The following is a 24069-nucleotide window of genomic DNA, read 5'->3' as shown; positions in this document are numbered from 1 at the left end:
CGCACGGCGGTGGGCGTCCTGCTGTCCTCCCGGTTCCCCATGTGGATGGCCTGGGGGCCCGAGCTCACCTACTTCTGCAACGACGCCTACCGGCGCGACACCCTGGGGCACAAGTACCCGTGGGCACTCGGCCGCGCCTTCGACGAGATCTGGCCGGAGATCCGGGACGACATCCGCCCGCGCATCGACACCGTCCTGCGCGACGGCCGCTCGACCTGGGACGAGGCACTGATGCTGCTGCTCCGGCGCGCCGGGTACGCCGAGGAGAGCTACCACACCTTCTCCTACAGCCCGTTGCGGGACGAGGACGACCGGGTGGCCGGCGTGCTGTGCGTGGTCAGCGAGGAGACCCAGCGCGTCCTCTCGGAACGGCGGATGGCGACCCTGCGCGACCTGGGCTCCGACCCCGGGGCCGTGCGCACCGAAGGGCAGTTCCTGGAGTTCAGCTCCGAGCAGCTGGCCCGCAACCCCTTCTGCCTGCCGTTCACGCTGACCTACCTCTTCCACGACGACGGAACCGCCGGGCTCGCCGCGGCCTCCGGCATCGCACCGGGGCACCCGGCCGCGCCGGCCGTGATCGGGCCGGACGCGCAGCTGCCGTGGCCGGCGGCCGCGGCCCGCCGGGGCCGGACGTCGCTGGTGCCGCTGACCGGGCCTCCGTTCGCCGAACTGCCCGGCGGGGCCTGGGCGGAACCGCCCCTGGAGGCCCTGGTGGTGCCGCTGAGCGTGGCGGGCGGCGAGCCGAGCGGGTTCCTGGTGACGGGGCTGAACCGCTTCCGCCTCCTGGACGACGACTACCGCGGCTTCGTCGACCTGATCGCCGGCCACCTCGCCGCCGGGATCGCCAGTGCCCGCAGCCATGAGCTCCAGCAGCGCCGCGCCCAGGAGCTGGCCGAACTCGACCGCGTGAAGAGCGCGTTCTTCTACAACATCAGCCATGAGTTCCGCACACCGCTGACCCTCGTCAGGGGACCGGTCGAGGAACTGGGACGGCGGCTGGCGGACGCCGACGAGGACGTGCGGGCGGACCTGGAGACGGTGCACCGCAACAGCCTGCGGCTCGGCAAGCTCGTCAACTCCCTGCTGGACTTCTCCCGCATCGAGGCCGGGCGGATGCCGGCCCGCCTCGAACCGGTCGACCTGGCGGCCGTCACCGCGGACCTCGCGGCGGTGTTCCGGTCCGCCGTCGAACGGTCCGGCCTGGTCCTCGACGTCGACTGCGCGCCGCTGGACCAGCCGGTCCTGATCGACCTCGGGCTGTGGGAGAAGGTGCTGTTCAACCTGCTCGGCAACGCCCTCAAGCACACCTTCGACGGCACGATCCGGGTCCGGACGGGCCGGGCGGGCGGCCTCGCGCGGCTGACGGTCGAGGACACCGGAGTCGGGATCCCGGCCGCCGAGGTTCCCCGGCTCTTCGAACGCTTCCACCGCGTCGAGGGGAGCCGGGCCCGGTCGCACGAGGGCAGTGGCATCGGTCTGGCCCTGGTCAAGGAACTGGTGGAACTGCACGGCGGCACCATCGCCGTCACCTCCGAACCGGAGCGGGGCACCTGCTTCACCGTCGACCTCCCGTTCGCAGCGGTGCCGCTGCCGGCCCGCGGGGCGGGGGACCGCGGGCCCGCCGGGGCCGAGCCCTTCCTGAGCGAGGCACTGAGCTGGCTGCCCGGCGAGGGCGGCGGCGCCGAGGGCGAGCAGCCCCGGACGGGCGGCGCCCCCGAGGGCGAGCCGGTACCCACCCACGTGCTGGTCGCCGACGACAACGCCGACATGCGCCGGTACCTGACCAGGATCCTGCGCGGCGCCGGCCACCGGGTCACCGCGGTCGCCGACGGCCTGCAGGCCCTGGCCGAGGCCACCCGGGACGTCCCCGAACTGGTGATCAGCGACGTGATGATGCCGGGCCTGGACGGCCTGAGCATGGTGACGCGGCTGCGCGCCGACCGGCGTACCGCAGCGGTGCCGGTCCTGCTGCTGTCCGCGCGGGCGGGAGTGGAGGCGTCCCTCGAAGGGCTCGGCTCCGGTGCGGACGACTATCTCGCCAAACCGTTCGCCGCCGCCGAACTCCTCGCCCGGGTGCGGTCGGCCGTCGCACTGGCCAGGATGCGCAGCCGCCACGCGCGCTGGCGCACCGCCCTGACCGACTCGCTCCAGGACGCCTTCTTCGTCTGCGAGGAGAACGGCACGGTCGTCGAGATCAACGAGGCGTTCACCACCCTCCTGGGGTACGGCCCGGAAGGCCTGCCCTACGGGCCGGCCCACCCGTGGTGGCCCTCCGCCGCCGAGGACCCCGAAGCCCACCACCGGGCGGCCACCGCGTTCGCCGGCCTGACCCGCGACGGCAGCGGCCGCACCGACCTGCCCGTCCGCCGCGCCGACGGGCAAGCCCTGTGGGTCCAGGCCGCCTTCAACCGCGTCCGGGACCCCGACACCGCACGCACCGTCGTCGTCGGCACCCTGCGCGACGTCACGGCCGAGCATCACGCGATCCGGCGTGAGAGCGCCCTCGCCGCCCTGGGCGAACGGCTCGCCCGGGGCCGCAACGCCGACGAGGTCCTGGCCGACGCGGTGGACGGGCTGCGTGACCTGTGGCGGGCCCGCCAGGTGCTGGCCGTCCGCTTCACCCACGGCGGCCACGGCGCGCCGCCACCCGAGGTCCGCGGGGCGGGCGACGGGCCCGGCCGTGGGCCGTCCGGCTGGCCGGACCTGCCGGAGGACCGCCGGGCCCGGCTCACCTCGCTCCTCGACGCACCCTTGCTCACCCCCGTCCTCCACCCCGGCGGGGTCGGCATCCTCCTGGAGCACCCGGCGGGTCCGCTGGTCCTGTCCGTCGACCTCGGCGACCGGCGTCCGTTCACCGCGGAGGACGGACTGCTGCTCTCCCTGCTGGCCGGCCGCCTCGCCCAGGGCCTCACCCGGGCCCACCAGGCCGACCAGCAGCGCGAGACCGCCATCGCGCTGCAGCGCGCCATCCTCGGCCCGGCCGGCCTGCCGCCGGGCTTCGCGGCCCGCTACGAACCCGCGATCCGCCCCCTGGAGGTCGGCGGCGACTGGTACGACACGATGGCGCTGCCGGACGGGCGCGTCGGCATCGTGGTCGGGGACTGCGTGGGCCGGGGGCTGGAGGCGGCCAGCGTCATGGGCCAGCTGCGCAGCGCCTGCCGGGCCCTGCTCCTGCAGAACCACGCTCCCGCCCGTGCCCTGAGCGCGCTGGACACCTTCGCCGCCACGATCCCCGGCGCCCTGTGCACCACGGTGTTCTGCGCCGTCCTCGACCCCGCGAGCGGCGCGTTGTGCTACTCCTCGGCCGGCCACCCGCCCGGCCTCCTGGCGCTGCCCGACGGCTCCACCGTCGTGCTGGAGGGCGGGCGCTCGCTGCCCCTGGGCGTCCGGCCGGGACTGCCGCGTCCCGAGGCCGGTGCGGCGCTGCCCCACGGCGCCGTTCTCATGCTGTACACCGACGGGCTGGTCGAGCGGCGCAGCGCCCCGCTGACCGAAGGGATCGAGCGGGCCGGCCGCGCGCTCCGGGCCGGCGCGGACCTCCCGCTCGACGACCTCGCCGAGCACCTCACGGCGTCGCTGGCTCCGGCCCGCGGCTACGGGGACGACGTGGCCCTGCTGCTCTACCGCCACGGCTCCGCCACCACGCCGGCGCCGGACCGCGGCAGGCCGTGACCCGCCGGGAGGGCGCCCGGGCTCACCCGTGCCAGCGCGCTCGCAGACCCGCGGCGACGAGCACCGCGCACACCGCCAGGTTCGTGGCCGGGTAGGTGGTGAGGACGGCGGCGAACTCCCGCAGCGCCGCACCGGGCCGGTAGTACGCCGCGGTGGGCGCGCCGACGGCCTCGCCCCGGACGCCGGCCCGGCGCGCGGTGATGGCGGCCCGCAGGGCGTGGAAGTCGTTGGTGACGATGACGCAGCGGTAGCCCGGCCGGAGCCGCTCCATCAGCGCCCTGCTGAACTCCAGGTTCTCCCGGGTGTTCGTCGAGGAGCGTTCCTGCACGACGAGCCCGTCCGGCACCCCGCGCGCCAGCAGGTAGTCCGCCATCGCCTCGGCCTCCGGGACCCGTTCGTCCGAGCCCTTGCCGCCGGAGACCAGCACGACCGGCGCCCGGCCGCGCGCCGCCTGACGGCGGAACAGCGCCAGCGCCCGCTCCAGCCGCGCCGCGAGCAGCGGCGGGACGGTGGACCCGTCGGTCAGCCCCGCGCCGAGCACGACCACGAAGTCGACCGTGCGGCGTGCCACCACCCGGTGGTAGAGCACGGCGTAGCCGACGAAGCAGGCGAGGAGGAAGGAGAGGTAGCCGGCCACCAGCAGGACGGCGGTGGCCAGCGCGCGGAACGGGCCGTTCTCGGTGACGGCGGTGGCCGCCAGCAGGCCGAGCGCCCCCAGCACGGCGGATCCGGCCAGCAGCGCGAGCAGGTTGGCCGGGCGGGTGCCTTCTCTGCGGACCGTCCGGACCCCGTTGAGCAGCAGGAACCCCGCGACGGCCGCCGCGCTCAGCGGAACGGCGACCACGACGCTGCTGGTCACCGCCCGGCCCAGGGGGTGCGGGAACCGGCCGAGCTCGACCAGGGCGCCGAGCAACAGCAGGAGCGTGCACGAGCCCAGGAGGACGCCGTTCCCGAGGCGGCGCCGGTCCGCCCGGAAACGGCGCCGGAAGACCAGGAGGACGGCGCCGGCCGCCAGGTAGTACGGGACGAAGGACGAGGTCATGACGCCACCCCGGCGGGTTCGGCCGCCGGCCGCTCCACCCGGTCCGGCCCCCTCCTCGCCGCTGCGGCCCCTCGGCCGCCCGTCCGCGCCCGCGTTGCGGCCGTCACCCTGCCTCCCTCGACGTGGTCCGTCCGGCGTCCGGCCGGAAGCTCCCGGACGACTGCCCGGGCAGCGGCGGAACATGCCTCTCCCCGGGGGACGGCGCCCGGTGACCGTCGCGGACCGCCGGCCGGTCCCTGCCGGCGGTCAGGCCTCCCCGGCGGTGAGGTGGTCCCGGACATCGGTGAGGGTGAGGATGCGCTCCAGGATCGTGGGCCGGTTGTCCAGGTGCAGGACCGCGCCGCACCCGGTGGTGCGGCGGTGGACCATGATCAGTGCGGAGAGTCCCGAGGAGTCGATCCAGGTCATCCCCCGGAAGTCCAGGCGGACCTCCTGCAGCGCCGGCCCGTGGTGGGCGAGGTGTCGCGTGACGGTGTCGAGGAACTCGTCGCACGTGTCGTAGTCCAGCTCGCCCGCCACCCCCACGCTCAGCGTCGGGGGCGTGGCGTGGACGGTGACGGCGAAGTCGGCCGGCGACGGCCCGGTCATGAGCGGGGCCCCGGGACGGAGCGGGTGCGCAGCGCCGCGCCGCCGCGCCGGAGCAGGGCGAGTGCACGGGGGAAGTCGCGCAGCTGTCCCGCGAGCAGGCCCACGGCGGCGGCGAGGGACTGCGCCGGCACCTTGCGGACGGCGAGGATGTCGGCGGTCCAGAGGAGGAAGTCGGCGAAGACCTCCGCGTCGTCGACGTAGAGGGCGGCGGTCAGGAAGTCCACGATGTGGGCGATGTCCTCGGCCGTGCGTTCCCGCTGGTCGTCGTCGTAGGCGCCGACGGCCGGGACACGGCCCGCCAGGTCGGCCAGGGTCTGTTTGACCAGGCGGGACCGCGTCTGGCTGACCAGGGTGAACTCCTGGTCGGACAGGTGCGGCAGGTCGTCGATGACGTGGCGGACCGCCGCGGGCGAGGGCCGGGTGAGTCCGGCCTCCAGCACGGCGGCCGCGCCGCGGGCGTCCGGCGCCCACCGGTCGGCGCCCAGGGCGCGGGCGTGGCGGCCGTCGGCCCCGAAGGCGCGCCCGCCGACCATGACGGGGACGCCCACGGCCTGGCAGGCCGTGATGGCCGTGTGGGCGGCGGGCAGGTGGACGGGAAGCGAACCGGACAGCAGGACGGCGTCCGGGTCGGTGTGGTGCAGATGGGCGATCAGCTGCGCGGTGGGGGTCTGCGCCCCCAGGAAGTCCACCTGCCAGCCCCGCAGCCGCAGCGTCTCGGCGAGCAGCCGCGCGGGGAAGGCGTGCCACTCGCCGTCGACGCAGCTCACGGTGACGCGCCCGCGGGGGGCCGGTGCCCGCTCCGCGGGCCGACGGTGGGCCAGCGCGGCCATGGCCCGTTCGTTGATGGCGGTGGCGGCGTGCTCCTGGGCGACGGTGAGGCGGTCGGCCGCCCACTCCGCGCCGACCCGGTGCTGCACCGGTGCGATCACGTCCAGCAGCAGGGACTCCTCGTCCAGGCCGCCCTCCAGCGCGGCACGGAGCAGTTCGACGGCGGCGTACTCGTCGCCGCCGACCACCGCCGACCACAGGGCGGTCTGCACGTCCGCCGCCCTCACCGGTGGTGTCCCGTTCCGCCGCCGGACCCGGCGGACGTTCCGCTCCCGCCGGCCGCCCCCGTGCGCGGGGCGCTGATGGCCACGGCGGCCATGTCGTCGTGGCGTCCGCCCCCCAGCCACTGCGCGGCGAGCATCTGCACCCGCTCCAGCACGGCCTCGGCCGGGATGCCCGCGCATTCGGCGAGCGCCTTCCTGAGCCGGCGCTCGCCGAACAACTCGTCCCCGAGCAGCCCGCCGCGGGCCTCGGTGAAGCCGTCGGTGTACAGCAGGCAGGTGTCCCCGGGGTCCAGGACGGTGTGCACGGTCTGCGTGCGCACGGCCGGGAGCACGCCGACCAGCGTGCCGCGCGTGGGGACGTCCTCCACCCGGCCGTCGGCCCGGACGATCAGCGGTGGCGGATGCCCGGCGGAGGTGAGCCTCAGCCGCACCTGGCCGTCGTGGCATCCCACCGAGGCCAGCACGAGGGTGGCGAAGCGGGTGTGGCCGGAGGTCAGGAGGGCGCCGTTGAGCAGTTCCAGGACCCGGTGGTGGTCGTCGGCCAGGGGGAGGAGGGCGTGCAGGGTGTTGCGGATCTTGCCGGTGAGCACCGCGGCCTCCAGGCCCTTGCCGGCGACGTCGCCGAGCACGACCAGGGTCTCGCGGCCGGGGTCGGCACCGGCGTGGACGTCGTAGAAGTCGCCGCCGATGCGCTCGTGGGCCTTCGAGGTGCGGTAGCTGCCGGCGTAGTCCACGCCGTGCACCCGGTGCAGCGAGGGCGGCAGGAGCTCCTGCACCAGGGTGGCGGTGACCGCGGCCTGCTCGGTGTAGAGGCGGGCGGCCGAGAGCGCCGCCCCGGCGCGGGCGGCGAACAGCCGGGCGAAGACCTCCTCGCCCTCGGTGAAGGCCTGCTCGGTGCTGGAGCGCAGCAGGATCAGCGCGCCGGCGGGCACCCCGTGCCCGGGGAGCGGGGTGACGATCACCGAGCCGACCGCTCCGGCGAAGCCGTCGGGCACCACCCAGTCCGGCAGGGCGGCGGGATCGATCCAGCGCGCGGGCACCGGGGGGTAGCCCCGGAGGGCCTCGCCCAGCCCCGGAACGCCGCCCGGATCGATCGGCCGGCCGGTGCGCACGGTCGGGCCGCCCCGCAGGGCGTGGGTCAGCGGGTACCGCCGGCCCTGGGCCGGGGCGACGAGCACGGCCGCCTCCGCCAGGTGCTCGGCGGCCATGCCCGCGGTGAGTTCCATGCACCGCGGCACGTTCAGCGTCGACAGCAGGATCGAGGAGACCTCGGCCAGGATCCCGGACCGTTCCCGCGCGTCGCGCAGGGCTTCCTGGGCCAGCCGGCGGTCGGTGTCGTCGACCAGCCACCACACCACGTCGCCGTCGGCCGAGGCCGTCGGGTGGGCTTCGTAGACCCGGTCCCCGATCGTCCCGGACAGCGGGCCGGCGCCCGCTTCGTGCGAGCCGTCGACGACGCGCCGGTGGGCCTCGGCCAGCCAGGCGGGCGCGTCCTCCGCCAGCCGGCGGCCGCCCTCCGCGCCCGGCAGGAGGCCCCTGCCGGCCCTGTTGACGCTCACGAGCGTCCCGTGCCGGTCGACGACGAGCACGGGATGGGGGGCTTCGCCCCAGGTCGCGCCGACCCTGCGATCGGCGTCGGACGGATGGGCGGAGGAACCGCGGACAACAGACACAGATGAAGGCACGCGCCGGTGCGCACCCCACCGCCTTCCCGTTCTGGGGGACCGGAGAAACTTGCCGTTCGCAACCGTTCCGTATTCGTGCCGATGATGCAAGCCGCTGCCGCGCACCGGGCCGCCCGTCAGCCGGAGCCCGGATCCGGGCGCAGCGCCGCGGCGGCCTCCTCGACCGTGTCGTACCTGGTCAGGAGGGCCTCGACGCCGATCATGGCCAGCAGCTGGCCGACGTCCGCCGTGGTGCCGACCAGGGCGAGGAAGGTGCCGGACTCCTGGGCCCGCCGGAGCAGGAAGAGCAGTTCGGCCATGCCCATGGAGTCGCAGAACCGCAGGCGGGCGAGGTCGAGGATCAGGGGCCGGGCCTCGGACGTCCGCTCCAGGGTGCGGTGCAGCCGTGGCGCGGTGTGGTAGTCGAGTTCGCCGGCGAGTGCGATGACGGTCGCCCCGCCGGGGTGGGTGCGGACCTCGATGGTCAGGGTGTAGTCGGGCACTCGTGCTCCGCGCGGTGGGGAAGGGGCGAACCGGTCAGTGGAGGTGGGCGATCAGCAGGGCGACGTCGTCCGCGTGCGCCCGGGCGAAGGAGGAGAGCAGCAGATCGCCGGTGGCGTCCGGATCGCCGGGGGCGTCGACGAAGGTCTTCCGCAGGGCCGTCAGGCCGGCTTCGAGGTGCTCGCCGGGGACCTCGACGAGGCCGTCGGTCACCAGCAGGAGGGTGCTGCCGGGGGGCGTGGCGTGCGTGGTGGCCGGCGGCTGGCGCATGTCGAGGCCGAGCAGGATGCCGTGCTCGGTGAGGTAGCGGGTCGTTCCGTCGGGCAGCTTCAGCAGCGGGGGCAGGTGGCCCGCGTTGGCGACGTGGATGCGCCGCCGGTCGGGTTCGATCAGCACCAGGCAGACGGTGACGGTGGTGCCCGGCCGGAGCTGGACGATCAGGGAGTCCAGGCGTTCCAGCAGGGTCCGCGGGTCGTGCCCCTCGGTCGCGTAGGCGCGCAGCGCGTGACGGATCTCGCCCATGGCCATCGCGGCCTCCAGGGAGTGGCCGGCGACGTCGCCGATGGCGAGCAGCAGCCCGGCGGGGGTCGCGACGGCCTCGTAGAAGTCGCCGCCGATCTCGCTGTGGGCGGAGGCAGGTTCGTACCGGACCGCCAGCTCGACGCCGGGGACGACGGGCAGCCGGCCGGGGAGGAAGCTGCGCTGCAGGGTGAGGGCGAGGGCGTGCTCCTCGGCCTGGCTGCGCATGGCTTCGAGGGCGAGGGCGGTGGCCTGGGTGAGCTGGGAGAGCAGCCGGCGTTCGTCCAGTCCGTCGACGGCGCCGGCGTCCACGGCCAGCGCCACCAGCGGTCGGCCCGGCTTGGTGCGGGCGACGACGAGGGCCACGGGTCCGGGGGAGAGGTGTTCCTCCGGGACGTCGTGGTCGGCGAGCGCCCGGCGCCACTCGTCGGCGGAGAGCACCGCGGTGTCGGTGCCGGTGGCGTCGCCGAGGGTGTGGTGGGCGATGGTGTCGAGCAGTGCGGGCGGGGCGTCCAGGAGGCGGACCGGCCGGTCGCCGTCCGCCGGCGCGGCCGTCCCCTCGGGGATCGCCGGACGGTGGGCGAGGTGGAGCGTGTTGCGTCCGGGGCCCTGGACGACGACGGTGGCGTGCAGCGCGGCGAGGTCGATGGCGCCGAGCGCGGCGGTGCCGACGAGGGCGTCGGCGTCCACGGCGCCGTAGAGGGCGAGGGTGCTGCGGTGGAGCGCGGCGACCCGTGCGGCCAGTCGCTCGGCCCGCCGGCGGGCGCGGGCGTACCGCAGCACGGCGGTGACGGTGGCCTGGAGTTCCGCGGGGTCGATGGGCTCGGTCAGGTAGGCGTCCGCGCCCCGGTGCAGGCCCTGGGTCCGGTCGCTGGCCTGGATCGCGGTCGCCGAGATGTGGATGACGGGCGTCGCCTCGGTGCGCGGCCGGCTCTTGATCCGCTCGCACACCTCGAAGCCGGTCATGTCCGGCAACTGGACGTCGATGATGGCGAGTTCGGGCAGGGAGGCGACGGGGGCCCGGTCCAGGAGGGCCAGGGCCTCGGTGCCGTCCCGCGCCTCGGTGACGGTGTGCCCGGCGCGGCGCAGCCAACTGCCGACGATGTAGCGGGTGGTGTCGTTGTCGTCGAGGACCAGGACGGAGGCGGGCTCGGCGTCCGGGGTGCTGTGCGTCACGGAACGTCCTCGGGCAGGGTGGGGCGTGGCGGTGGCGGTGCCGGTCGTCCGGCGGTCAGGGCGGCGGCGAGACGGCCGCTGGTCAGGGTGGGCTTGTGGAGGACGGCCCGCGCGTGGGCGAGCCGGGCGCGGTCGGCGGCGTGGAGCGTGGCGGAGGTGACGATGACGACGGGTATCCGCCGCAGCTCGGGGTCGGCGTGCAGCCCGGCGAGGACGTCGTAGCCGTCGACGTCGTCCATGTGCAGATCGAGGACGATGCCGTCCGGCCGTTGCCGCCGGACGACGGCGAGCGCGCTGCGGCCGTCGGCGACCTCGACGACGGTGTCGGCGATCTCGTGCAGCAGCGGCTTGACGACGGCCCGGAACGCCGGGTCGTCGTCGACGGTGACGAGGACGGGCAGGCGGGTGGCGGTCCGCCGGTCGTCGGCGGGCGGGCGGAGCGGAAGGCGGACGGTGATGGTCGTGCCGCGGCCGGGTTCGCTCTCCAGACGCAGGGTGCCGCCCAGCAGTTCGGTGAGGCGCCTGGCGTAGGGCAGCCCCAGCCCGGTTCCCGGCCTTCCCCGCTGGTGCTGCCCCTTGACCTGGTAGAACTCCTCGAAGACGCGTCCCTGCTGGTCGGCCGGGATGCCGACACCGGTGTCGGCGACGGTCAGGACCAGGTGGCCGGGGCCGGTGCTGCCGGGGGCGCCCTCGACGGCGGTCTCCAGCCGGACGGATCCCGTCTCGGTGAACTTGAGGGCGTTGGAGAGCAGGTTGCGCAGGATGCGGACGAGCATCGTCTCGTCGCCGAGCACCGGGGTGACGACCGCGGGCGGTGCGATGACCAGCGTCACGCCGGGCCGGGCCAGCCCGCGCAGGGTGCCCTCCAGGTGCGCGAGCACCGCCCGCAGGTCCAGCGGGGCCCAGGCGGGTTCGAGGTTCCCCGACTCCGCCTTGGCGACGTCCAGGAGCTCGTCCACCAGGGCGAGCAGGGTGCGGCCGGAGTCGGCGATCAGGGAGAGCTGGTGCCGGCGCGCACCGTCCGGGGTGTCCGGGGCGCCGAGGAGCAGCCCGGCCAGCCCGACGACTGCGTTGACGGGTGTGCGCAGCTCGTGGCTGACGTTGGCCCAGAACCGCGTCTTCGCCTCGCTGGCCTCGCGCAGCTGGCGGGACTTCTCGTCGAGTTCGGCGTACAGGGCGACGACACCGCGGTTGGTCTCCTCCAGCTCCTCGGACAGTTCCGAGTAGAGCGCGAGGACACCGCGGTTGGTCTCCTCCAGTTCGCCGTTGAGCCGCTGGAGCTCCTCGCGCTGGGCCCGGGTCTGCTCCAGTGCCGCGATCAGATCGCGGGTCTGCGCCTGCGCGTCCTCCGAGGCGGTCGACCCGCCGTGGGCCCGGAGGAGGCGCTGGGCCCGACCGTGCCGGGCGAGGGCCTCGTCGGCGGTCACCGCGAGCCGCTGCTCGACGCGCACCCGGCCGCTCCCGGCGCCCTGTGTGCGGGTGGTCGGCAGCAGCCGCGCGGAGGCTTCCAGCGCCTCGGCGGAGGGACCGGGGCCGCCCCTCCAGGCCAGGGTCACCCGGAGGACGGACGGCGGATCGGGCCGCAGTTCGAAGTCGGCGCTCAGCGTGCCCGAGCCGAGCAGGTCGCGGCTGAGTTCGCTCAGGGCGGTGGCGAGCCTGATGGCGTCCTGGCCCTCGGCACCCAGGAGTTCCGCGACCTCCTTGGCGCTGCGGCGCAGGGCGAAGGTCTCCTGGACGCTGGTGATCACCACTCCGGCCAGGTGGACGGGCGCGTACCGCGGCGGGGCGTTCACCAAGACCCCTTCGCCACGACCACGCCCGCGTCGTCCCGGCGGACCCCGGCCTCGCGCAGCAGCAGTGCGGCGGCCGTGGCGGGCAGGTGGGACAGCAGCCCGGGGACGGCCGGGGCCTGCCAGCGCGCCGTCAGCCCGTCGGAGTGCAGCACCACCGCGCTGCCGGGCGGGAGGTCGTACCGGATGCCGTGCAGGCTGGGCAGCTGGTGGCCGACGATGCCCGGGGTGGACGGCAGCGCGCGCCGGGCGCCGGTGGCGGCGTCCACGACGAACGTGCTGACGTTGCCCACACCGCAGAAGCTCAGCCGCCGTACGGCGGGCTCGACCAGGGCGACGGCGACCGCACCGCCCCGGCCCCCGCGCAGGGCGCGGTGGATGTCGGCGAGGACGGCCTCCGGGGTCCGGGCGGAGCTGGCGCGGAAGGCCGTGACGGCGTCCGCGGCCGCCCGGAAGGCCAGCGGGCCGTGGCCGAGGCCGTCGCAGAACATCAGCAGGAACGGGTCGCCCGCGCCGGGGGCGGATCCGGGAGCGGGGGAGGGGCCGGTCGGTGCGGTCCGGGGGAGGGCGGACGCCGCGGGAACGGTCGTCGCTCCCGGCCGGGGACCGCGGCCGGCCAGCGTCGACCAGTCCAGCCGGGCACCGGGAGCCGGCCGCTCCCCGGGCCGCGGCTGCGGCGCGGGGGCGGTGACCGGTGCCACGGCGCGGGCGGCCCAGGCGTCCCCGCAGACGTCCTGACCGCTCATCGGCCGGGTGATGCCCGCGGCGACGGGCTCGCCGGCCGCGGCGGCCCGCCGTCCGCCGGGCGTGCGGTTCCAGAACCGCGCCGTCAGCACGGTTCCCCGGTCCGGCAGCGAGTGGATGTCGAAGGCGTCGGCGAGCCGGGCGATGGCGCCCAGACCGATGCCGAGCGTGCCGCCCGAGGAGTAGCCGTCGGACATCGCGACCGGCACGTCCGGCATGCCGGGGCCGCTGTCCACGGTGAGGAACTCCACCGCCGCCTCGGTGTCGGTGCGCACGACGCGCAGCAGCAGTGCGCCGTCCACCGCGTGGCGGCGCAGGTTGGTCGCCGCCTCGCTGACCGCCAGCCCGACCTCGGCGGCACGGTCCGGCAGCAGCCCGATCCGGCGGGCCAGCTCCCCGGCCGTGCTGCGCGCCGCCGCCGGGAGGGAGTCGGCGTGGCGGAACCAGGCCGAGTCCTCGCACTCGAACAGGCAGGTGTTCAGCGGGCCCATTTGGTCACCGACACCCTCGTACCGGCGTCGGCCTCGCTCGCGAGGTCGAAGTCGTCCACCAGCCGGCGGGCGCCGCTCAGCCCCAGGCCCAGGCCGCCGCCGGACGTCCAGCCGTCCGTCAGCGCCAGGTCCAGATCGGGGATGCCCGGCCCGCTGTCCTCGAAGTCCGCCCGCACCCCGCGCCGCCCGTCACGGTGCACCAGGGCGCAGCGCATCAGGCCACCGCCGCCGTAGACGAGGGTGTTGCGCGCCAGCTCGCTGGCGGCGGTGACGAGCTTCGTCTGGTCGACGAGCGAGAGCCCGCACTGCTGCGCGAAGGTCCGGACCGTCTGCCGGGCCCGCACAACGTCGTCGTTGGTCACGATGGGAACCGTGTGTTCCTCTCCCGCACCGGGCGCGCTCACGGGCGGCGGCCCGCACGCGCGGTGCGGTCACGTTCGAGGAGCGCCAGGCCCTTCTCCAGGGTGAGCGCCGTGCGCACGCCTCCCAGCGAGAGCCCCAGTTCGACCAGGGTGATCGCCACGGCGGGGCGCATGCCGACCACCACGGTCTCGGCGTCGAGCATCCGGGAGATCGCCGCGGTGTTGGCCAGCATCCGCCCCACGAAGGAGTCGACGATCTCCAGCGCGGTGATGTCGATCACGACACCGTCGGCGCCGGTGGCGACGATGCGTTCGGCGAGGTCGTCCTGGAGGTCGAGGACGGTCTGGTCCTCCAGGTCGATCTGGATCGAGACGAGCAGGACGTTGCCGAGCTTCAGGACGGGGACGCGGTCGGTCACTTCTCGCCACCGGCCGCGTACCGCTGGACGCCGCTGAGCTGGAGGACGTGCCGCAGCGCGTCGGCCAGGGTCGCCTTGGTGACGATGTCGCCGAACTGGACGCCCAGACCGACGAGCGTCTGGGCGATCTGCGGCCGGATGCCCGAGATCGTGCACTCCGCGCCCATCAGACGGGCGGCGACCACGGTCTTCAGCAGGTGCTGCGCCACCTCGGTGTCCACGGCCGGGACGCCGGTGATGTCGATGATGGCGTACTCCGATCCGGAGTCGACCAGGCTCTGCAGCAGCTTCTCCATCACGACCTGGGTGCGGGCGGAGTCGAGGGTGCCGACGAGCGGGACGGCCACCACGCCCTCCCAGAGCTTGACCACCGGGGTGGAGAGCTCCAGCAGCTGCTCCGCCTGCGCGCTGATGATCTCCTCGCGGGTGCGTGCGTAGGCCTCGATGGTGAACAGCCCCAGCGCGTCGAGCAGGCGCGTCAGCTGCAGGTAGGCCGTGATGTCCTCGGCGGAACTGCCCGTGGTGGGGGCCAGGACGTCCTTGCAGGCGAACACGCTGGTGGCCGTCTCGCCGGGGGTGAAGCCGTGCCGGGCGCGGTTGCGCGAGAGCTCCACCAGCAGGGCGCGCACCTCGGAGAACCCTTCGCCCTGCCAGTCCAGTCCGGCCTGCTCGACGGCCTGGGTCAGGCCCCGGGAGAGCTCCGTCAGCTCGCGCTGCACCTCGGCGCGGCTGATCCGGCCCCGCAGGGTCTCGGTGACCGCCTGCACCCACTGGTCCAGCACCGTGTCGTCCCGGGTCAGCAGCTCCACGAGCCGGTCGGACGATTCCTTCACCGCCATGAGGGCGTTCTCCTTGATCGCTGGCTTCCCCCGCCCCGGAAGCCTCGGCCGTCGCGCCGTGCGCCCGGCCCGACGCGGACCGGTCAGCCGGGTCCAGGTCCGCGGGGCGTGCGGCGACCGGGTCGGCGGCGCTCGGTTGCCCCGAACACGGTGGGGTATGCACGGGCACACCGACTTTTTCGTCCGGGACCCGACGGCGGAGCGCGGCCCCGCTCCGGCCGCAGGAGAGACGGTTCGCGGAGCGCGCCGCGGGGCGGCGCGCGGGGCGGCCCGGGCTTCGCCGCCGCCGGGGCGGAGGGGCCGCGGTGACCGGCGAGGGGCCGTGGTCGCTGTCGCGGCCCAGGGGGAGGGGTGCGGAGCCGAGGACCGCGGATCCGGCCGGGGCGCTGTGCGGGCCCGCCGGTCGGTTGGCACGGCGCCCTGCGGCGCGTGCCGTCGTTGCCGGGGCGGGAGCCGCGCTCCCGCCCCGGCAGGGTGTCACTGGTCCGTGTAGCTGAGGTCGCCCACCGTCCAGCTGCTGATGTCCGCGATGGCGATGCGGTACATGCCTCCGCTGTGGGGCAGCCCGTAGCTGCCCTGAAGGATGCGGGCGACGTGCAGGTGCAGGTGGGTCGGCCGGGCGGGGGACGAGGTGGCGGGATCGGAGAACAGTGCGGCGAAGGGCTTCAGGTGGTCGGAGGCCGAGAGGACCTCGCCGACCCGCTCGTGCCACAGCCGCTGCGGTGCCAGGCGTCCGGTGATGACCGCGCCCGGAACGACCACGGTCAGGGGCATCTGGTTGCTGTGCTCGGACTCCACCATCGCGGCGATGTCGACGAGCAGTGCATCAGGGTTCGACATGCTCCCGAAGGATAGTTCCGGCCGTGGCCCGAGCGCACGGCCGCCGCAAGGATCGACCGGAGGATCCGTCCGGAGGGACGTCCGCGACCGGGCGACGGCGCACCCCGTGGGCCACGGCCGGTGGGCCGCAGCGGCCGGGCACCCGGCGGGGGCGGCGGCGGGCCCGGACGGCGGAGGGGGGGCGGCCGCCGTCCGGACCCGCGCTCTCGCCCACCCGGCTTCCTTCTCACCCCGATCCTTCCCCGCAAACATCCAGGTCCCGCCCTGCGGCGGAGTGGCGTCGAAAGCGGCCGGTCCCGGAACCGGGACGCGGTGGCGGACGTCGTAACCAGCGGTGATCGGCCAGGGGGACGGGCCGCCCGGCACGTTAGGCTGCATCCTCGGGGAGCGGCCTGGTGCCGCCATTCGGACGACGTCGGGACCGGCGTGCGGGCCGCGGGGACCGGATCGGGCCCCGTCCGGGGCCGCCGTGGGCCCCGTCCTGCCACGGAGGTACTGGCCTTGCTGCACATCGACGCCTGGATCGAAGGCGTACCACCGGGCGCGGTGTACGCCCTGGTGGCTCTGATCATCGGACTGGAGTCGCTGGGGATCCCGCTTCCCGGCGAGATCGCCCTGGTCTCCGCCGCCCTGCTGTCCGCCCGCGGCGTGGTCAGCCCGGTCTGGGTGGCGGTCTGCGCGATCCTCGGCGCGATCATCGGTGACTCGGTCGGCTACTCGATCGGCCGCAAGGGCGGCAAGCCGCTGTTCGAGAAGCTCGGGCGGAAGTTCCCCAAGCACTTCGGCCCGAACCACCTGGCCACCGCCGAGCGCTCCTTCCAGAAGTGGGGCATGTGGGCGGTCTTCTTCGGCCGCTTCATCGCCCTGCTGCGCATCTTCGCCGGGCCGCTCGCCGGCGCGCTGCGGATGCCGTACTGGAAGTTCCTGATCGCCAACGTCCTCGGTGGCATCGTCTGGGCCGGCGGCACCACCCTGCTGGTCTACCAGGTCGGCAAGGTCGCCGAGCAGTGGCTGTCCAAGTTCTCCTGGATCGGCCTGCTGGTCGCCGCGGCCGGCGGCGCCCTCTCGGCCTGGCTGATGAAGCGCCGGGCGGCGAAGACGGCCGAGGCCCACGAGGCCGAGGACGCGGCGGCGCAGGCGACCGTGGCGCAGACGACCGTGGCGCAGGGCACCGCGGCGAAGGACACGGCGGCCCAGGACGGGCCCGCCACCCCGACGGTCACCGCGCCCGCCGCGGACTGACCGGCCAGGACCCTCCCGGGTCCGCCCCGGCCCACCCGGACCGGGACGCGCGCCACTGCCCGGACACCCTCCCGGCAGTGGCGTTCGCGTGAACAGCACCGAACACGACGGAGAAGTGGGAACAGCATGCGGATCGGACTCCTGGGCACCGGACCCTGGGCGGAGCGGGTGCACGCGCCCGTCCTGGCGGAACACCCCGGCGTCGAGTTCGCGGGCGTCTGGGGCCGCCGCCCCGAGGCGGCCGCCGCGCTCGGCGCGACGTACGGCGTGCCCGGCCACGCCGACCTCGACGGGCTGCTCGCCGAGGTCGACGCCGTCGCCATCGCGCTGCCCCCGACCGTGCAGGCGGGCCTCGCGGTGCGCGCCGCCGAGGCCGGCTGCCACCTGCTGCTCGACAAGCCGGTGGCGCTCACCGTCGCCGACGCCCGCCGGGTGGTCGAGGCCGCCGAGGCGCACCGGGTCGCCTCGGTGGTGTTCTTCACCGTCCGCTTCGGCGGCGAACAGCTGCCGTGGATCGAGGAGCAGGCGGCCGTCGGCGGCTGGTTCACCGGCCGCTCGGACTGGCTCGGCTCGGTGTTCGCCCCCGACTCCACCAGCCCGTACGCGGCCTCGCCCTGGCGCCAGGAGAAGGGCGCGCTCTGGGACGTCGGCCCGCACGCCCTCTCCGTGCTGCTGCCGGTCCTCGGCGACGCCACCTCCGTCACCGCCGTGGCCGGCCCGCTGGACACCGTCCACCTGGTGCTGCGCCACGTCGGCGGCGCCTCCAGCACCCTCGCGCTGAGCCTGACCGCGCCGGTGGCCGGCGGCGGCACCGGGATGGAACTGCGCGGCGAGTCCGGCACCGTCCAGCTGCCGGAGCGCGGGGAGGGACCGCTCGCGGCCTACCACCGTGCCCTGGACGCCCTCACGACCGCCGCCCGCACCGGCGAGCCGCACCCCTGCTCGGCCGCCTTCGGCCTGCGCACCGTCGAGATCCTGGCCGCCGCCGAACGCTCGCTGGCCACCGGCGCCACCGTCGAGCTCTGACCCGCCCGGCACGGCCCGCCGGTCGCGGCGGGCCGTGCGAGGACGGCGGGGCGGCCCCGGCGGACCTCGTCCGGCCGTGCCCGGGCCCGTGACGCGACGCGACGGACCGCGGCCACGCGCCACCGCCGGACGTGAGGAGCGGAACTCCCGCCCCGCCCGTAGCGTGAATCCCATGGACATCAAGCTCTCGCAGTGCTTCATCGCCGTCGACGACCACGACAAGGCGCTCGCGTTCTACCGTGACGTCCTCGGCCTGGAGGTCCGCAACGACGTCGGCTTCGAGAACATGCGCTGGGTGACGGTCGGCGCGCCGTCGCAGCCGGACGTCGACATCGTGCTGGAGCCGCCGCTGGCGGACCCGAACGCCTCGCCGGCCGACCGGAAGGCGATGGCCGAGCTGCTGGCGAAGGGTCTGCTGCGGGCGGTCATCTTCGCCACCGAGGACTGCGACGCGACCTTCGAACGGATCCGCGCCGCCGGCGGCCAGGTGCTCCAGGAGCCGATCGACCAGCCCTACGGCGTGCGTGACTGCGCCTTCCGCGACCCGGCCGGCAACATGCTGCGCTTCACCCAGCGCCGGGCCGGGTAGCCCCCCGCCCGGCGCTCAGCGCCCCGCCCCCACCGCCCCGGGCTCAGTCCCCCCGCCCGGCCGCGGGCCGCCGGTCGGCGGGGCGGGCCGGCGCGATGGCCGGGGCCCGGAAGTCGCGCGGGCCGGTCCACAGCGCGGGGACGGCGTCGCTGCGGCGGGCCAGTTCGTAGGCCAGGTGCTCGTAGTTGACCCGCCACCCGTGGAAGTGCGGCCAGGCCTCGGCGGCGGGCCGCTCGTGCGGGAAGCCGGCGGCGGCGAGCATGGCCACGGCGGCGTCGAACTCGGTGTAGCCCAGTCGGATCGGCGTGTCCGGGGCCGGGTCGGGGTCGTAGCCGACGCGCAGCGCGCGGGCGATGTCGCGCAGCGCGGTGAACCCGGCGCGCAGCACCAGCCGGGCCTCGGGCGGGGCGCTGCGCGGGCAGACGGCCAGGTGGACGGCGGCGGCGTCCATGACGGCGATCAGCCCGACCACCCAGCTGCGGTGCGGCTGCGGGGAGCGGAAGGCGATCAGCACGGGGTAGTTGGAGTGGCTCTCGCCGAGGTCGGCGGCGAGCCGCTCCCAGTCCCGGTAGAGCTGGGGGAGGGCGGTCTCGGTGTCCACCAGGGACTGCCGGGCGAGGAGCTCGGGGCCCCAGGCGGGTTCCCCGGCCCGGGACTGCAGCAGGGTCACCTCCAGTTCGCGCCGGCCGTAGGCGGCGTAGAGGGTCGGCAGGTAGGCGATCTGCAGGGCGATCACCAGGGGTCCGCTGGCGGCGGCGAGGAAGTCGATCAGGGAGAGGTGCAGGCGCTCGCCGCTGGCGAAGCCGAGGGTGAAGAGGCTGGAGCCCGCCTCGCGCACGGAGACCGCCCAGTCCAGCTCCGAGGTGCCGTGCAGTATCAGGGTGTAGGCGACGAGCATGCCGCCGAGCCAGACCGCCAGCATGCCGGTCAGCATCAGCGGCGCCAGCCAGGTCTGCGCCCGGTCCTGCGCGCGGTAGGTGCCGAACGGCGCGGCGGAGAGCCGCAGCAGCGTCCGCAGGGCCCGCCACAGGCCGTGCACCAGGGAGGAGTACAGGCCGCGCGGGACGACGAGCGTGCGCAGGATGCTGGCGACGGTGAACAGCAGGAGCAGCGCGCCGGCGACGGTGTGGATCAACCTCATGGCGCTCATTGTGACGGTCCGCCGGGGTCCGTCGTGCCGGGTCGGCGGGTGTCCGCGGGCCGGGGCGGGCGACGGTGGGGATTGACAGGGCGCCGCCGTCGACTGAATGCTGAGCAAGCGCTTAGTCACCCGCCCGGCGCCGCCGGTCGACGAATGGAGAGTGCCCGTGCCCGAGACCCCGCCGGAGCCCGCCACCGCCCCGCCCGGGCCGGACCTGGAGCGGCTGCGCGCCCACCTCGACCGCGCCCTGCCCGGCACGGTCGCCGGCCCGCTGCGCGCCGAGCTGATCGAGGGCGGCCGCTCCAACCTCAGCTACCGGCTGACCGACGGCACCACCCACTGGGTGCTGCGCCGGCCCCCGCTCGGGCACGTGCTCGCCACCGCGCACGACATGGCCCGCGAGTACCGGGTGATGACCGCCCTGCGCGACACCGACGTGCCGGTGCCCGCCACCGTCCACCTCGACCCGGGCACGGAGGTGCTCGGCGCGCCCTGGTACCTGATGGCCCACGTGGCCGGCACCGTGCACCGGGACGCCGCCGCGCTCGCCGCCCTCGGCGAGCGGCGGGTGTGCGGCATCGGCGAGGCCCTGGTGGACACCCTCGCCGCCCTGCACCGGATCGACCCGGAGGCCGTCGGACTGGCCGGCTTCGGCCGCCCGGAAGGCTATCTGGAGCGGCAACTGCGCCGCTGGTCAACCCAGTTGGACGCCTCGCGCAGCCGCGAGCTGCCCGGTGCCGACCGGTTGCACGACCTGCTCACCGCCACCCGCCCCGACTCCCCGGCGCCCGCCCTGGTGCACGGCGACTACCGGCTCGACAACGTCCTCGTCGCCGAGCGCGACGGGCGGGACGCCGTCGCCGCCGTCCTGGACTGGGAGATGTCCACCCTCGGCGACCCGCTCACCGACGTCGGGCTGCTGGTGATGTACACCGAACTGGCCGGCGTCGGCGGCGGCCTCATCCCCTCCGCCGCGACCGCCCCCGGCTTCCCGCGCAGCACCGAACTCGTCGCCCGCTACGCCGGGTCGACCGGCCGGGACGCCGCCGCCCTCGACTGGTACGTCGCCTTCGCCTGCTACAAGCTCGCCGTCGTCGCCGAGGGCATCCACTACCGCTACCGGCAGGGACGCACCCTCGGGTCCGGCTTCGAGCGCGCCGGCACCATGGCGCCCCTGCTCGTCGAGCACGGCCTCACCACGCTGAAGGGACACTGACCGATGGACTTCGCCTACGACCGGCGCACCCTCGAACTGAGCGAGCGGCTCACCGCGTTCATGGAGCGGCACGTCCACCCCGCCGAACCGGTGCTGGCCGCCCAGCTCGCCGACCCGCGGCGGCCCGCCTGGGAGGTGCCGGCGGTGGTCGCCGACCTGCGGGCGGAGGCGCGCGCCCAGGGACTGTGGAACCTCTTCCTGCCCGGGAAGCACGGCGCCGGGCTGACCAACCTCCAGTACGCCCCGCTCGCCGAGATCACCGGCCGCAGCCCGCACCTCGCCCCGCCCGCCCTCAACTGCGCCGCCCCCGACACCGGGAACATGGAACTGCTCGCCGAGTTCGGCAGCGACGAGCAGCGCGAACGCTGGCTGGAGCCGCTGCTCGACGCCCGCATCCGCTCCGCCTTCGCGATGACCGAGCCCGAGGTCGCCTCCTCCGACGCCGCCAACATCGCCACCCGGATCGAACGCGACGGCGACGCGTACGTCGTCAACGGCCGCAAGTGGTACATCAGCGGCGCGATGAACCCGGACTGCCGCATCCTCATCGTGATGGGCAAGACCGACCCGCGGGCGGACGAGCACCGTCAGCAGAGCATGATCCTGGTGCCGCGCGACACCCCCGGCGTGACCGTGCGGCGCGGCATGACCGTCTTCGGCTACGACGACGCCGACCACGGCGGCCACGCCGAGATCACCTTCGAGGACGTCCGCGTCCCGGCCGGGAACCTGATCGGCGAGGAGGGCTCCGGCTTCGCGATCGCCCAGGCGAGGCTCGGCCCCGGCCGGATCCACCACTGCATGCGGCTGATCGGCACCGCCGAACGCGCGCTGGAGCTGACCTGCCGGCGCGTCCTGGAGCGCACCGCCTTCGGCGCGCCGCTCGCCGACCAGGGCGTGGTGCAGGACTGGATCGCCGAATCCCGGGTCCGCATCGAGCAGTTGCGGCTGCTGGTGCTGAAGACGGCCTGGCTGATGGACACCGTCGGCAACCGCGGCGCGCACACCGGGATTCAGGCCATCAAGATCGCCACCCCGCGCACCGTCGAGTGGATCCTCGACAAGGCCGTCCAGGCGCACGGCGCGGCCGGCGTCAGCCAGGACACCCCGCTCGCCGCGCTCTGGGCCTTCGCCCGGACGCTCCGGCTGGCGGACGGCCCGGACGAGGTGCACAAGCGCTCCCTGGCCCGGCGGGAGCTGCGCCGGTACCGCTGAGCCCGCGCCCCGGTGTAGCGCCGTGGTGCGATGCCCCCGGCCGGGTCATACCGGGGTAGCACCCGGCGGGTTGGCACCGCGGTATGACGTCCGCGCACCGGTCCGGCCCGTACCGTCGCCGTACGGGCCGGCCGCGAAGGGCGGCGGGCCGCCGCAGGTCGGACGGGAGTTGGGGACCATGCGCGAGTGGGGCCGGGGACAGGACGCGCGGGGCCTGCGGGGCCTGCGCCGGGGCGTGGCCGTCGCCCTGGCGGCCACCACGGTCCTGGGCGGGGGCGGCGGGGCGGCGGCCGTGCCCGCCTCCGCCTCCGCCGCCCCGGCCGTCGCCGAGCGGCTCGCCCGGGCCGCGCTGCCGCGGCCGACCGGCCCCTACCCCGTCGGCACCACCGCGCTGCGCCTGGTCGACTCCGGCCGCACCGACCCCTGGCAGCCGGGGCGCGACCGCGAACTGATGATCAGCCTCTGGTACCCGGCCACCCGCCCGGTGTACGGCAGGGAGCGCGCGCCCTACATGGCCTCGCGCGCCGGCCGGCACTTCGGCGGCCCGGACGGCGCCGCCGTCCTCAACTACGGCGCGCTGCCCGACCGCACCGACTGGACCTGGGTCCGCACCCACGCCCGCCCGGACGCCCCGCCGCTGCTCGGCGCCGGGCCGCGCCCCGTGGTGCTCTGGTCGGCCGGGCTCGGGGACCCCCGCACCTGGGGGACCGCCCTGGTCGAGGACCTCGCCTCGCGCGGCTACGTGGTGGTCACCGTCGACCACCCCTACGACGCCTCCGAGGTCGCCTTCCCGGACGGCCGGCTCGTCACCTCCGTCCTCCCCGCGCTGGCCGGCCGGCCCGGCCTCGACATCGGCGCGCTGCTCCGCAAGGCGATGGACACCCGGGTCGCCGACATCCGCTTCGTGCTGGACGAACTGGCCGCGCTGCGCAGCGACGGCCGGCTCCCGGCGGCCCTGGCCGGTTCACTGGACCTCGACCGGATCGGCATGGCCGGCCACTCCGCGGGCGGGTTCACCGCCGCCCAGGCCATGCACGACGACCCCCGGATCAAGGCCGGCGTCAACCTGGACGGCCAGCTGCACTTCCCCGGCCCCGACGGCACCGGCGTGCACCTGGGCGGCGTCGCCGAGGACGGCCTGGACCGCCCGTTCCTGCTGATGGGAACCGAGAGCGAGGACTCCGGCCCCTACACCGCGCAGCCCGGCTGGGCGGCCTTCTGGCAGCACACCCGGGGCTGGAAGGCGGACGTCACCCTGCTGGGATCGCGGCACGGCTCGTACACCGACGCCCAGGCGCTGCTGCCCCAGCTGGCCCACCAGGGCGCGGTGCCGCAGGAGGCCGTGCGCGGCGACATCGGCGACGTCCGGCCGGAGCGGGCGGTGGCCGCCACCCGCGCGTACGTCGGCTCCTTCTTCGACCGCTGGCTGCGCGGCCACGACGACCACCTGCTGGACGGGCCCTCGCCGCGCTTCCCGGAGGTCCGCTTCGAGCGGTGACGGGCCGTCAGTGCGCCAACTCGGAACCGGGGTTGGCGGCGTCCCAGGACTGCCGGGAGGCGGCTATGGCGTCGTGGTGGTCGTAGGACCAGTCGGCCATCGCCCGCACCAGGTGGGTCAGACTGTGCCCGAGCGGCGTCAGCGCGTACTCCACCTGCGGCGGGATCGTGGGGTGGACGGTGCGGGAGACCAGGCCGTCGCGCTCCAGACGGCGCACCGTCAGGGTGAGCATCCGCTGCGAGATCCCCGGCACGGCGCGCTGCAGCTCGCGGAACCGCCGCACCCCCTGCGCGAGTTCGACCACCACCAGGACGGTCCACCGGTCACCGAGGCGGTTCAGCAGGTCACGGATCCCGCAGTCCACGCCGTCCTCGCACCAGACCACCGGACGGTCGGTGCCGTCCGGGGTGGTTACCGCGGTGTGCCCCACTGACATCGAAGTG

Annotated in this window: 21 protein-coding genes; 7 read left to right on the top strand and 14 right to left on the bottom strand. The window is 75.4% G+C overall.

The window, feature by feature from the left end:
- Window positions 1-39: 39 nt before the first annotated feature.
- Complete coding sequence (locus tag ACFVVL_RS02600) at window positions 40-3672, top strand: SpoIIE family protein phosphatase (protein WP_387671110.1); 3633 nt, start codon at window positions 40-42, stop codon at window positions 3670-3672.
- Window positions 3673-3694: 22 nt separating this feature from the next.
- Here ACFVVL_RS02600 and ACFVVL_RS02595 read toward each other — a convergent pair whose 3' ends face one another.
- From ACFVVL_RS02595 to ACFVVL_RS02540, 12 genes are all read right to left on the bottom strand, one after another.
- On the bottom strand, window positions 3695-4714 hold the full coding sequence (locus tag ACFVVL_RS02595; protein ID WP_387670806.1) for a YdcF family protein: 1020 nt from the start codon (window positions 4712-4714) through the stop codon (window positions 3695-3697).
- A 246-nt stretch (window positions 4715-4960) separates the two neighbouring features.
- Window positions 4961-5302, bottom strand: coding sequence for an STAS domain-containing protein (locus ACFVVL_RS02590; RefSeq protein ID WP_380292020.1), 342 nt, complete (start codon window positions 5300-5302; stop codon window positions 4961-4963).
- Window positions 5299-6342 (bottom strand): B12-binding domain-containing protein, encoded by a 1044-nt coding sequence (locus ACFVVL_RS02585; protein ID WP_387670803.1) that lies wholly within the window; start codon window positions 6340-6342, stop codon window positions 5299-5301. The genes ACFVVL_RS02590 and ACFVVL_RS02585 overlap by 4 nt, the downstream gene beginning before the upstream one ends.
- 11 nt (window positions 6343-6353) lie before the next feature.
- The gene (locus ACFVVL_RS02580; protein WP_380292016.1) at window positions 6354-8027 is read right to left on the bottom strand and encodes a PP2C family protein-serine/threonine phosphatase; all 1674 of its coding nucleotides are present in this window, start codon (window positions 8025-8027) and stop codon (window positions 6354-6356) included.
- Between the two features lie 128 nt (window positions 8028-8155).
- Window positions 8156-8521 carry an STAS domain-containing protein gene (locus tag ACFVVL_RS02575; protein WP_380292014.1) on the bottom strand — a complete coding sequence of 122 codons (366 nt, stop codon included), beginning with the start codon at window positions 8519-8521 and terminating at the stop codon, window positions 8156-8158.
- Between the two features lie 34 nt (window positions 8522-8555).
- Entirely contained in the window at window positions 8556-10214 is a 1659-nt protein-coding gene (locus tag ACFVVL_RS02570) for a SpoIIE family protein phosphatase (protein WP_387670801.1), read from the bottom strand.
- Window positions 10211-12007, bottom strand: a complete 1797-nt coding sequence (locus ACFVVL_RS02565) for a hybrid sensor histidine kinase/response regulator (protein WP_387670799.1) — start codon at window positions 12005-12007, stop codon at window positions 10211-10213. The genes ACFVVL_RS02570 and ACFVVL_RS02565 overlap by 4 nt, the downstream gene beginning before the upstream one ends.
- On the bottom strand, window positions 12004-13239 hold the full coding sequence (locus tag ACFVVL_RS02560) for an ATP-binding SpoIIE family protein phosphatase (RefSeq protein ID WP_387670797.1): 1236 nt from the start codon (window positions 13237-13239) through the stop codon (window positions 12004-12006). The genes ACFVVL_RS02565 and ACFVVL_RS02560 overlap by 4 nt, the downstream gene beginning before the upstream one ends.
- Window positions 13227-13604: an anti-sigma regulatory factor gene (locus ACFVVL_RS02555; RefSeq protein ID WP_380292034.1), complete on the bottom strand. Its 378-nt coding sequence runs from the start codon at window positions 13602-13604 to the stop codon at window positions 13227-13229. The genes ACFVVL_RS02560 and ACFVVL_RS02555 overlap by 13 nt, the downstream gene beginning before the upstream one ends.
- Window positions 13605-13639: 35 nt before the next feature.
- Window positions 13640-14020 (bottom strand): STAS domain-containing protein, encoded by a 381-nt coding sequence (locus ACFVVL_RS02550; RefSeq protein WP_380292005.1) that lies wholly within the window; start codon window positions 14018-14020, stop codon window positions 13640-13642.
- Window positions 14017-14859 (bottom strand): STAS domain-containing protein, encoded by an 843-nt coding sequence (locus tag ACFVVL_RS02545; protein ID WP_387670795.1) that lies wholly within the window; start codon window positions 14857-14859, stop codon window positions 14017-14019. The genes ACFVVL_RS02550 and ACFVVL_RS02545 overlap by 4 nt, the downstream gene beginning before the upstream one ends.
- A 477-nt stretch (window positions 14860-15336) precedes the next feature.
- Window positions 15337-15699 carry a hypothetical protein gene (locus ACFVVL_RS02540; RefSeq protein ID WP_380292001.1) on the bottom strand — a complete coding sequence of 121 codons (363 nt, stop codon included), beginning with the start codon at window positions 15697-15699 and terminating at the stop codon, window positions 15337-15339.
- Window positions 15700-16203: 504 nt separating this feature from the next.
- Between ACFVVL_RS02540 and ACFVVL_RS02535 the strand changes: the two genes are divergently transcribed.
- From ACFVVL_RS02535 to ACFVVL_RS02525, 3 genes are all read left to right on the top strand, one after another.
- The gene (locus tag ACFVVL_RS02535) at window positions 16204-16941 is read left to right on the top strand and encodes a DedA family protein (protein ID WP_387671108.1); all 738 of its coding nucleotides are present in this window, start codon (window positions 16204-16206) and stop codon (window positions 16939-16941) included.
- A gap of 126 nt (window positions 16942-17067) precedes the next feature.
- Complete coding sequence (locus ACFVVL_RS02530) at window positions 17068-17967, top strand: Gfo/Idh/MocA family protein (RefSeq protein WP_387670793.1); 900 nt, start codon at window positions 17068-17070, stop codon at window positions 17965-17967.
- A gap of 172 nt (window positions 17968-18139) precedes the next feature.
- Window positions 18140-18556: a VOC family protein gene (locus tag ACFVVL_RS02525; RefSeq protein ID WP_380291995.1), complete on the top strand. Its 417-nt coding sequence runs from the start codon at window positions 18140-18142 to the stop codon at window positions 18554-18556.
- Window positions 18557-18599: 43 nt separating this feature from the next.
- Here the strand turns inward: ACFVVL_RS02525 and ACFVVL_RS02520 are convergent, their stop codons facing one another.
- Window positions 18600-19697, bottom strand: a complete 1098-nt coding sequence (locus ACFVVL_RS02520) for a hypothetical protein (protein WP_387670791.1) — start codon at window positions 19695-19697, stop codon at window positions 18600-18602.
- A 166-nt stretch (window positions 19698-19863) separates the two neighbouring features.
- On the opposite strand from ACFVVL_RS02520, the gene ACFVVL_RS02515 reads away from it, so the two are divergent.
- From ACFVVL_RS02515 to ACFVVL_RS02505, 3 genes are all read left to right on the top strand, one after another.
- Window positions 19864-20913: a phosphotransferase family protein gene (locus tag ACFVVL_RS02515; RefSeq protein ID WP_387670790.1), complete on the top strand. Its 1050-nt coding sequence runs from the start codon at window positions 19864-19866 to the stop codon at window positions 20911-20913.
- 3 nt (window positions 20914-20916) lie between these two features.
- Complete coding sequence (locus tag ACFVVL_RS02510) at window positions 20917-22128, top strand: acyl-CoA dehydrogenase family protein (RefSeq protein ID WP_387670788.1); 1212 nt, start codon at window positions 20917-20919, stop codon at window positions 22126-22128.
- A gap of 178 nt (window positions 22129-22306) precedes the next feature.
- The gene (locus ACFVVL_RS02505; RefSeq protein ID WP_387670786.1) at window positions 22307-23626 is read left to right on the top strand and encodes an alpha/beta hydrolase family protein; all 1320 of its coding nucleotides are present in this window, start codon (window positions 22307-22309) and stop codon (window positions 23624-23626) included.
- Window positions 23627-23633: 7 nt separating this feature from the next.
- Here ACFVVL_RS02505 and ACFVVL_RS02500 read toward each other — a convergent pair whose 3' ends face one another.
- Window positions 23634-24062 (bottom strand): winged helix-turn-helix transcriptional regulator, encoded by a 429-nt coding sequence (locus ACFVVL_RS02500; RefSeq protein ID WP_380291984.1) that lies wholly within the window; start codon window positions 24060-24062, stop codon window positions 23634-23636.
- Window positions 24063-24069: the final 7 nt, after the last annotated feature.

Source organism: Kitasatospora sp. NPDC058115 (assembly GCF_042884635.1).
GTDB lineage: Bacteria > Actinomycetota > Actinomycetes > Streptomycetales > Streptomycetaceae > Kitasatospora.
This window is presented reverse-complemented; position numbering and strand designations above follow the sequence as displayed.

What these genes read in the sequence shown, in the direction of transcription:
- ACFVVL_RS02600 (WP_387671110.1), top strand. Translation starts at nt 40, where the DNA reads ATGTGGATGGCCTGGGGGCCCGAGCTCACCTACTTCTGCAACGACGCC.
- ACFVVL_RS02595 (WP_387670806.1), bottom strand. Translation starts at nt 4,714, where the DNA reads ATGACCTCGTCCTTCGTCCCGTACTACCTGGCGGCCGGCGCCGTCCTC.
- ACFVVL_RS02590 (WP_380292020.1), bottom strand. Translation starts at nt 5,302, where the DNA reads ATGACCGGGCCGTCGCCGGCCGACTTCGCCGTCACCGTCCACGCCACG.
- ACFVVL_RS02560 (WP_387670797.1), bottom strand. Translation starts at nt 13,239, where the DNA reads ATGGGCCCGCTGAACACCTGCCTGTTCGAGTGCGAGGACTCGGCCTGG.
- ACFVVL_RS02545 (WP_387670795.1), bottom strand. Translation starts at nt 14,859, where the DNA reads ATGGCGGTGAAGGAATCGTCCGACCGGCTCGTGGAGCTGCTGACCCGG.
- ACFVVL_RS02540 (WP_380292001.1), bottom strand. Translation starts at nt 15,699, where the DNA reads ATGTCGAACCCTGATGCACTGCTCGTCGACATCGCCGCGATGGTGGAG.
- ACFVVL_RS02530 (WP_387670793.1), top strand. Translation starts at nt 17,068, where the DNA reads ATGCGGATCGGACTCCTGGGCACCGGACCCTGGGCGGAGCGGGTGCAC.
- ACFVVL_RS02525 (WP_380291995.1), top strand. Translation starts at nt 18,140, where the DNA reads ATGGACATCAAGCTCTCGCAGTGCTTCATCGCCGTCGACGACCACGAC.
- ACFVVL_RS02520 (WP_387670791.1), bottom strand. Translation starts at nt 19,697, where the DNA reads ATGAGGTTGATCCACACCGTCGCCGGCGCGCTGCTCCTGCTGTTCACC.
- ACFVVL_RS02510 (WP_387670788.1), top strand. Translation starts at nt 20,917, where the DNA reads ATGGACTTCGCCTACGACCGGCGCACCCTCGAACTGAGCGAGCGGCTC.
- ACFVVL_RS02505 (WP_387670786.1), top strand. Translation starts at nt 22,307, where the DNA reads ATGCGCGAGTGGGGCCGGGGACAGGACGCGCGGGGCCTGCGGGGCCTG.
- ACFVVL_RS02500 (WP_380291984.1), bottom strand. Translation starts at nt 24,062, where the DNA reads ATGTCAGTGGGGCACACCGCGGTAACCACCCCGGACGGCACCGACCGT.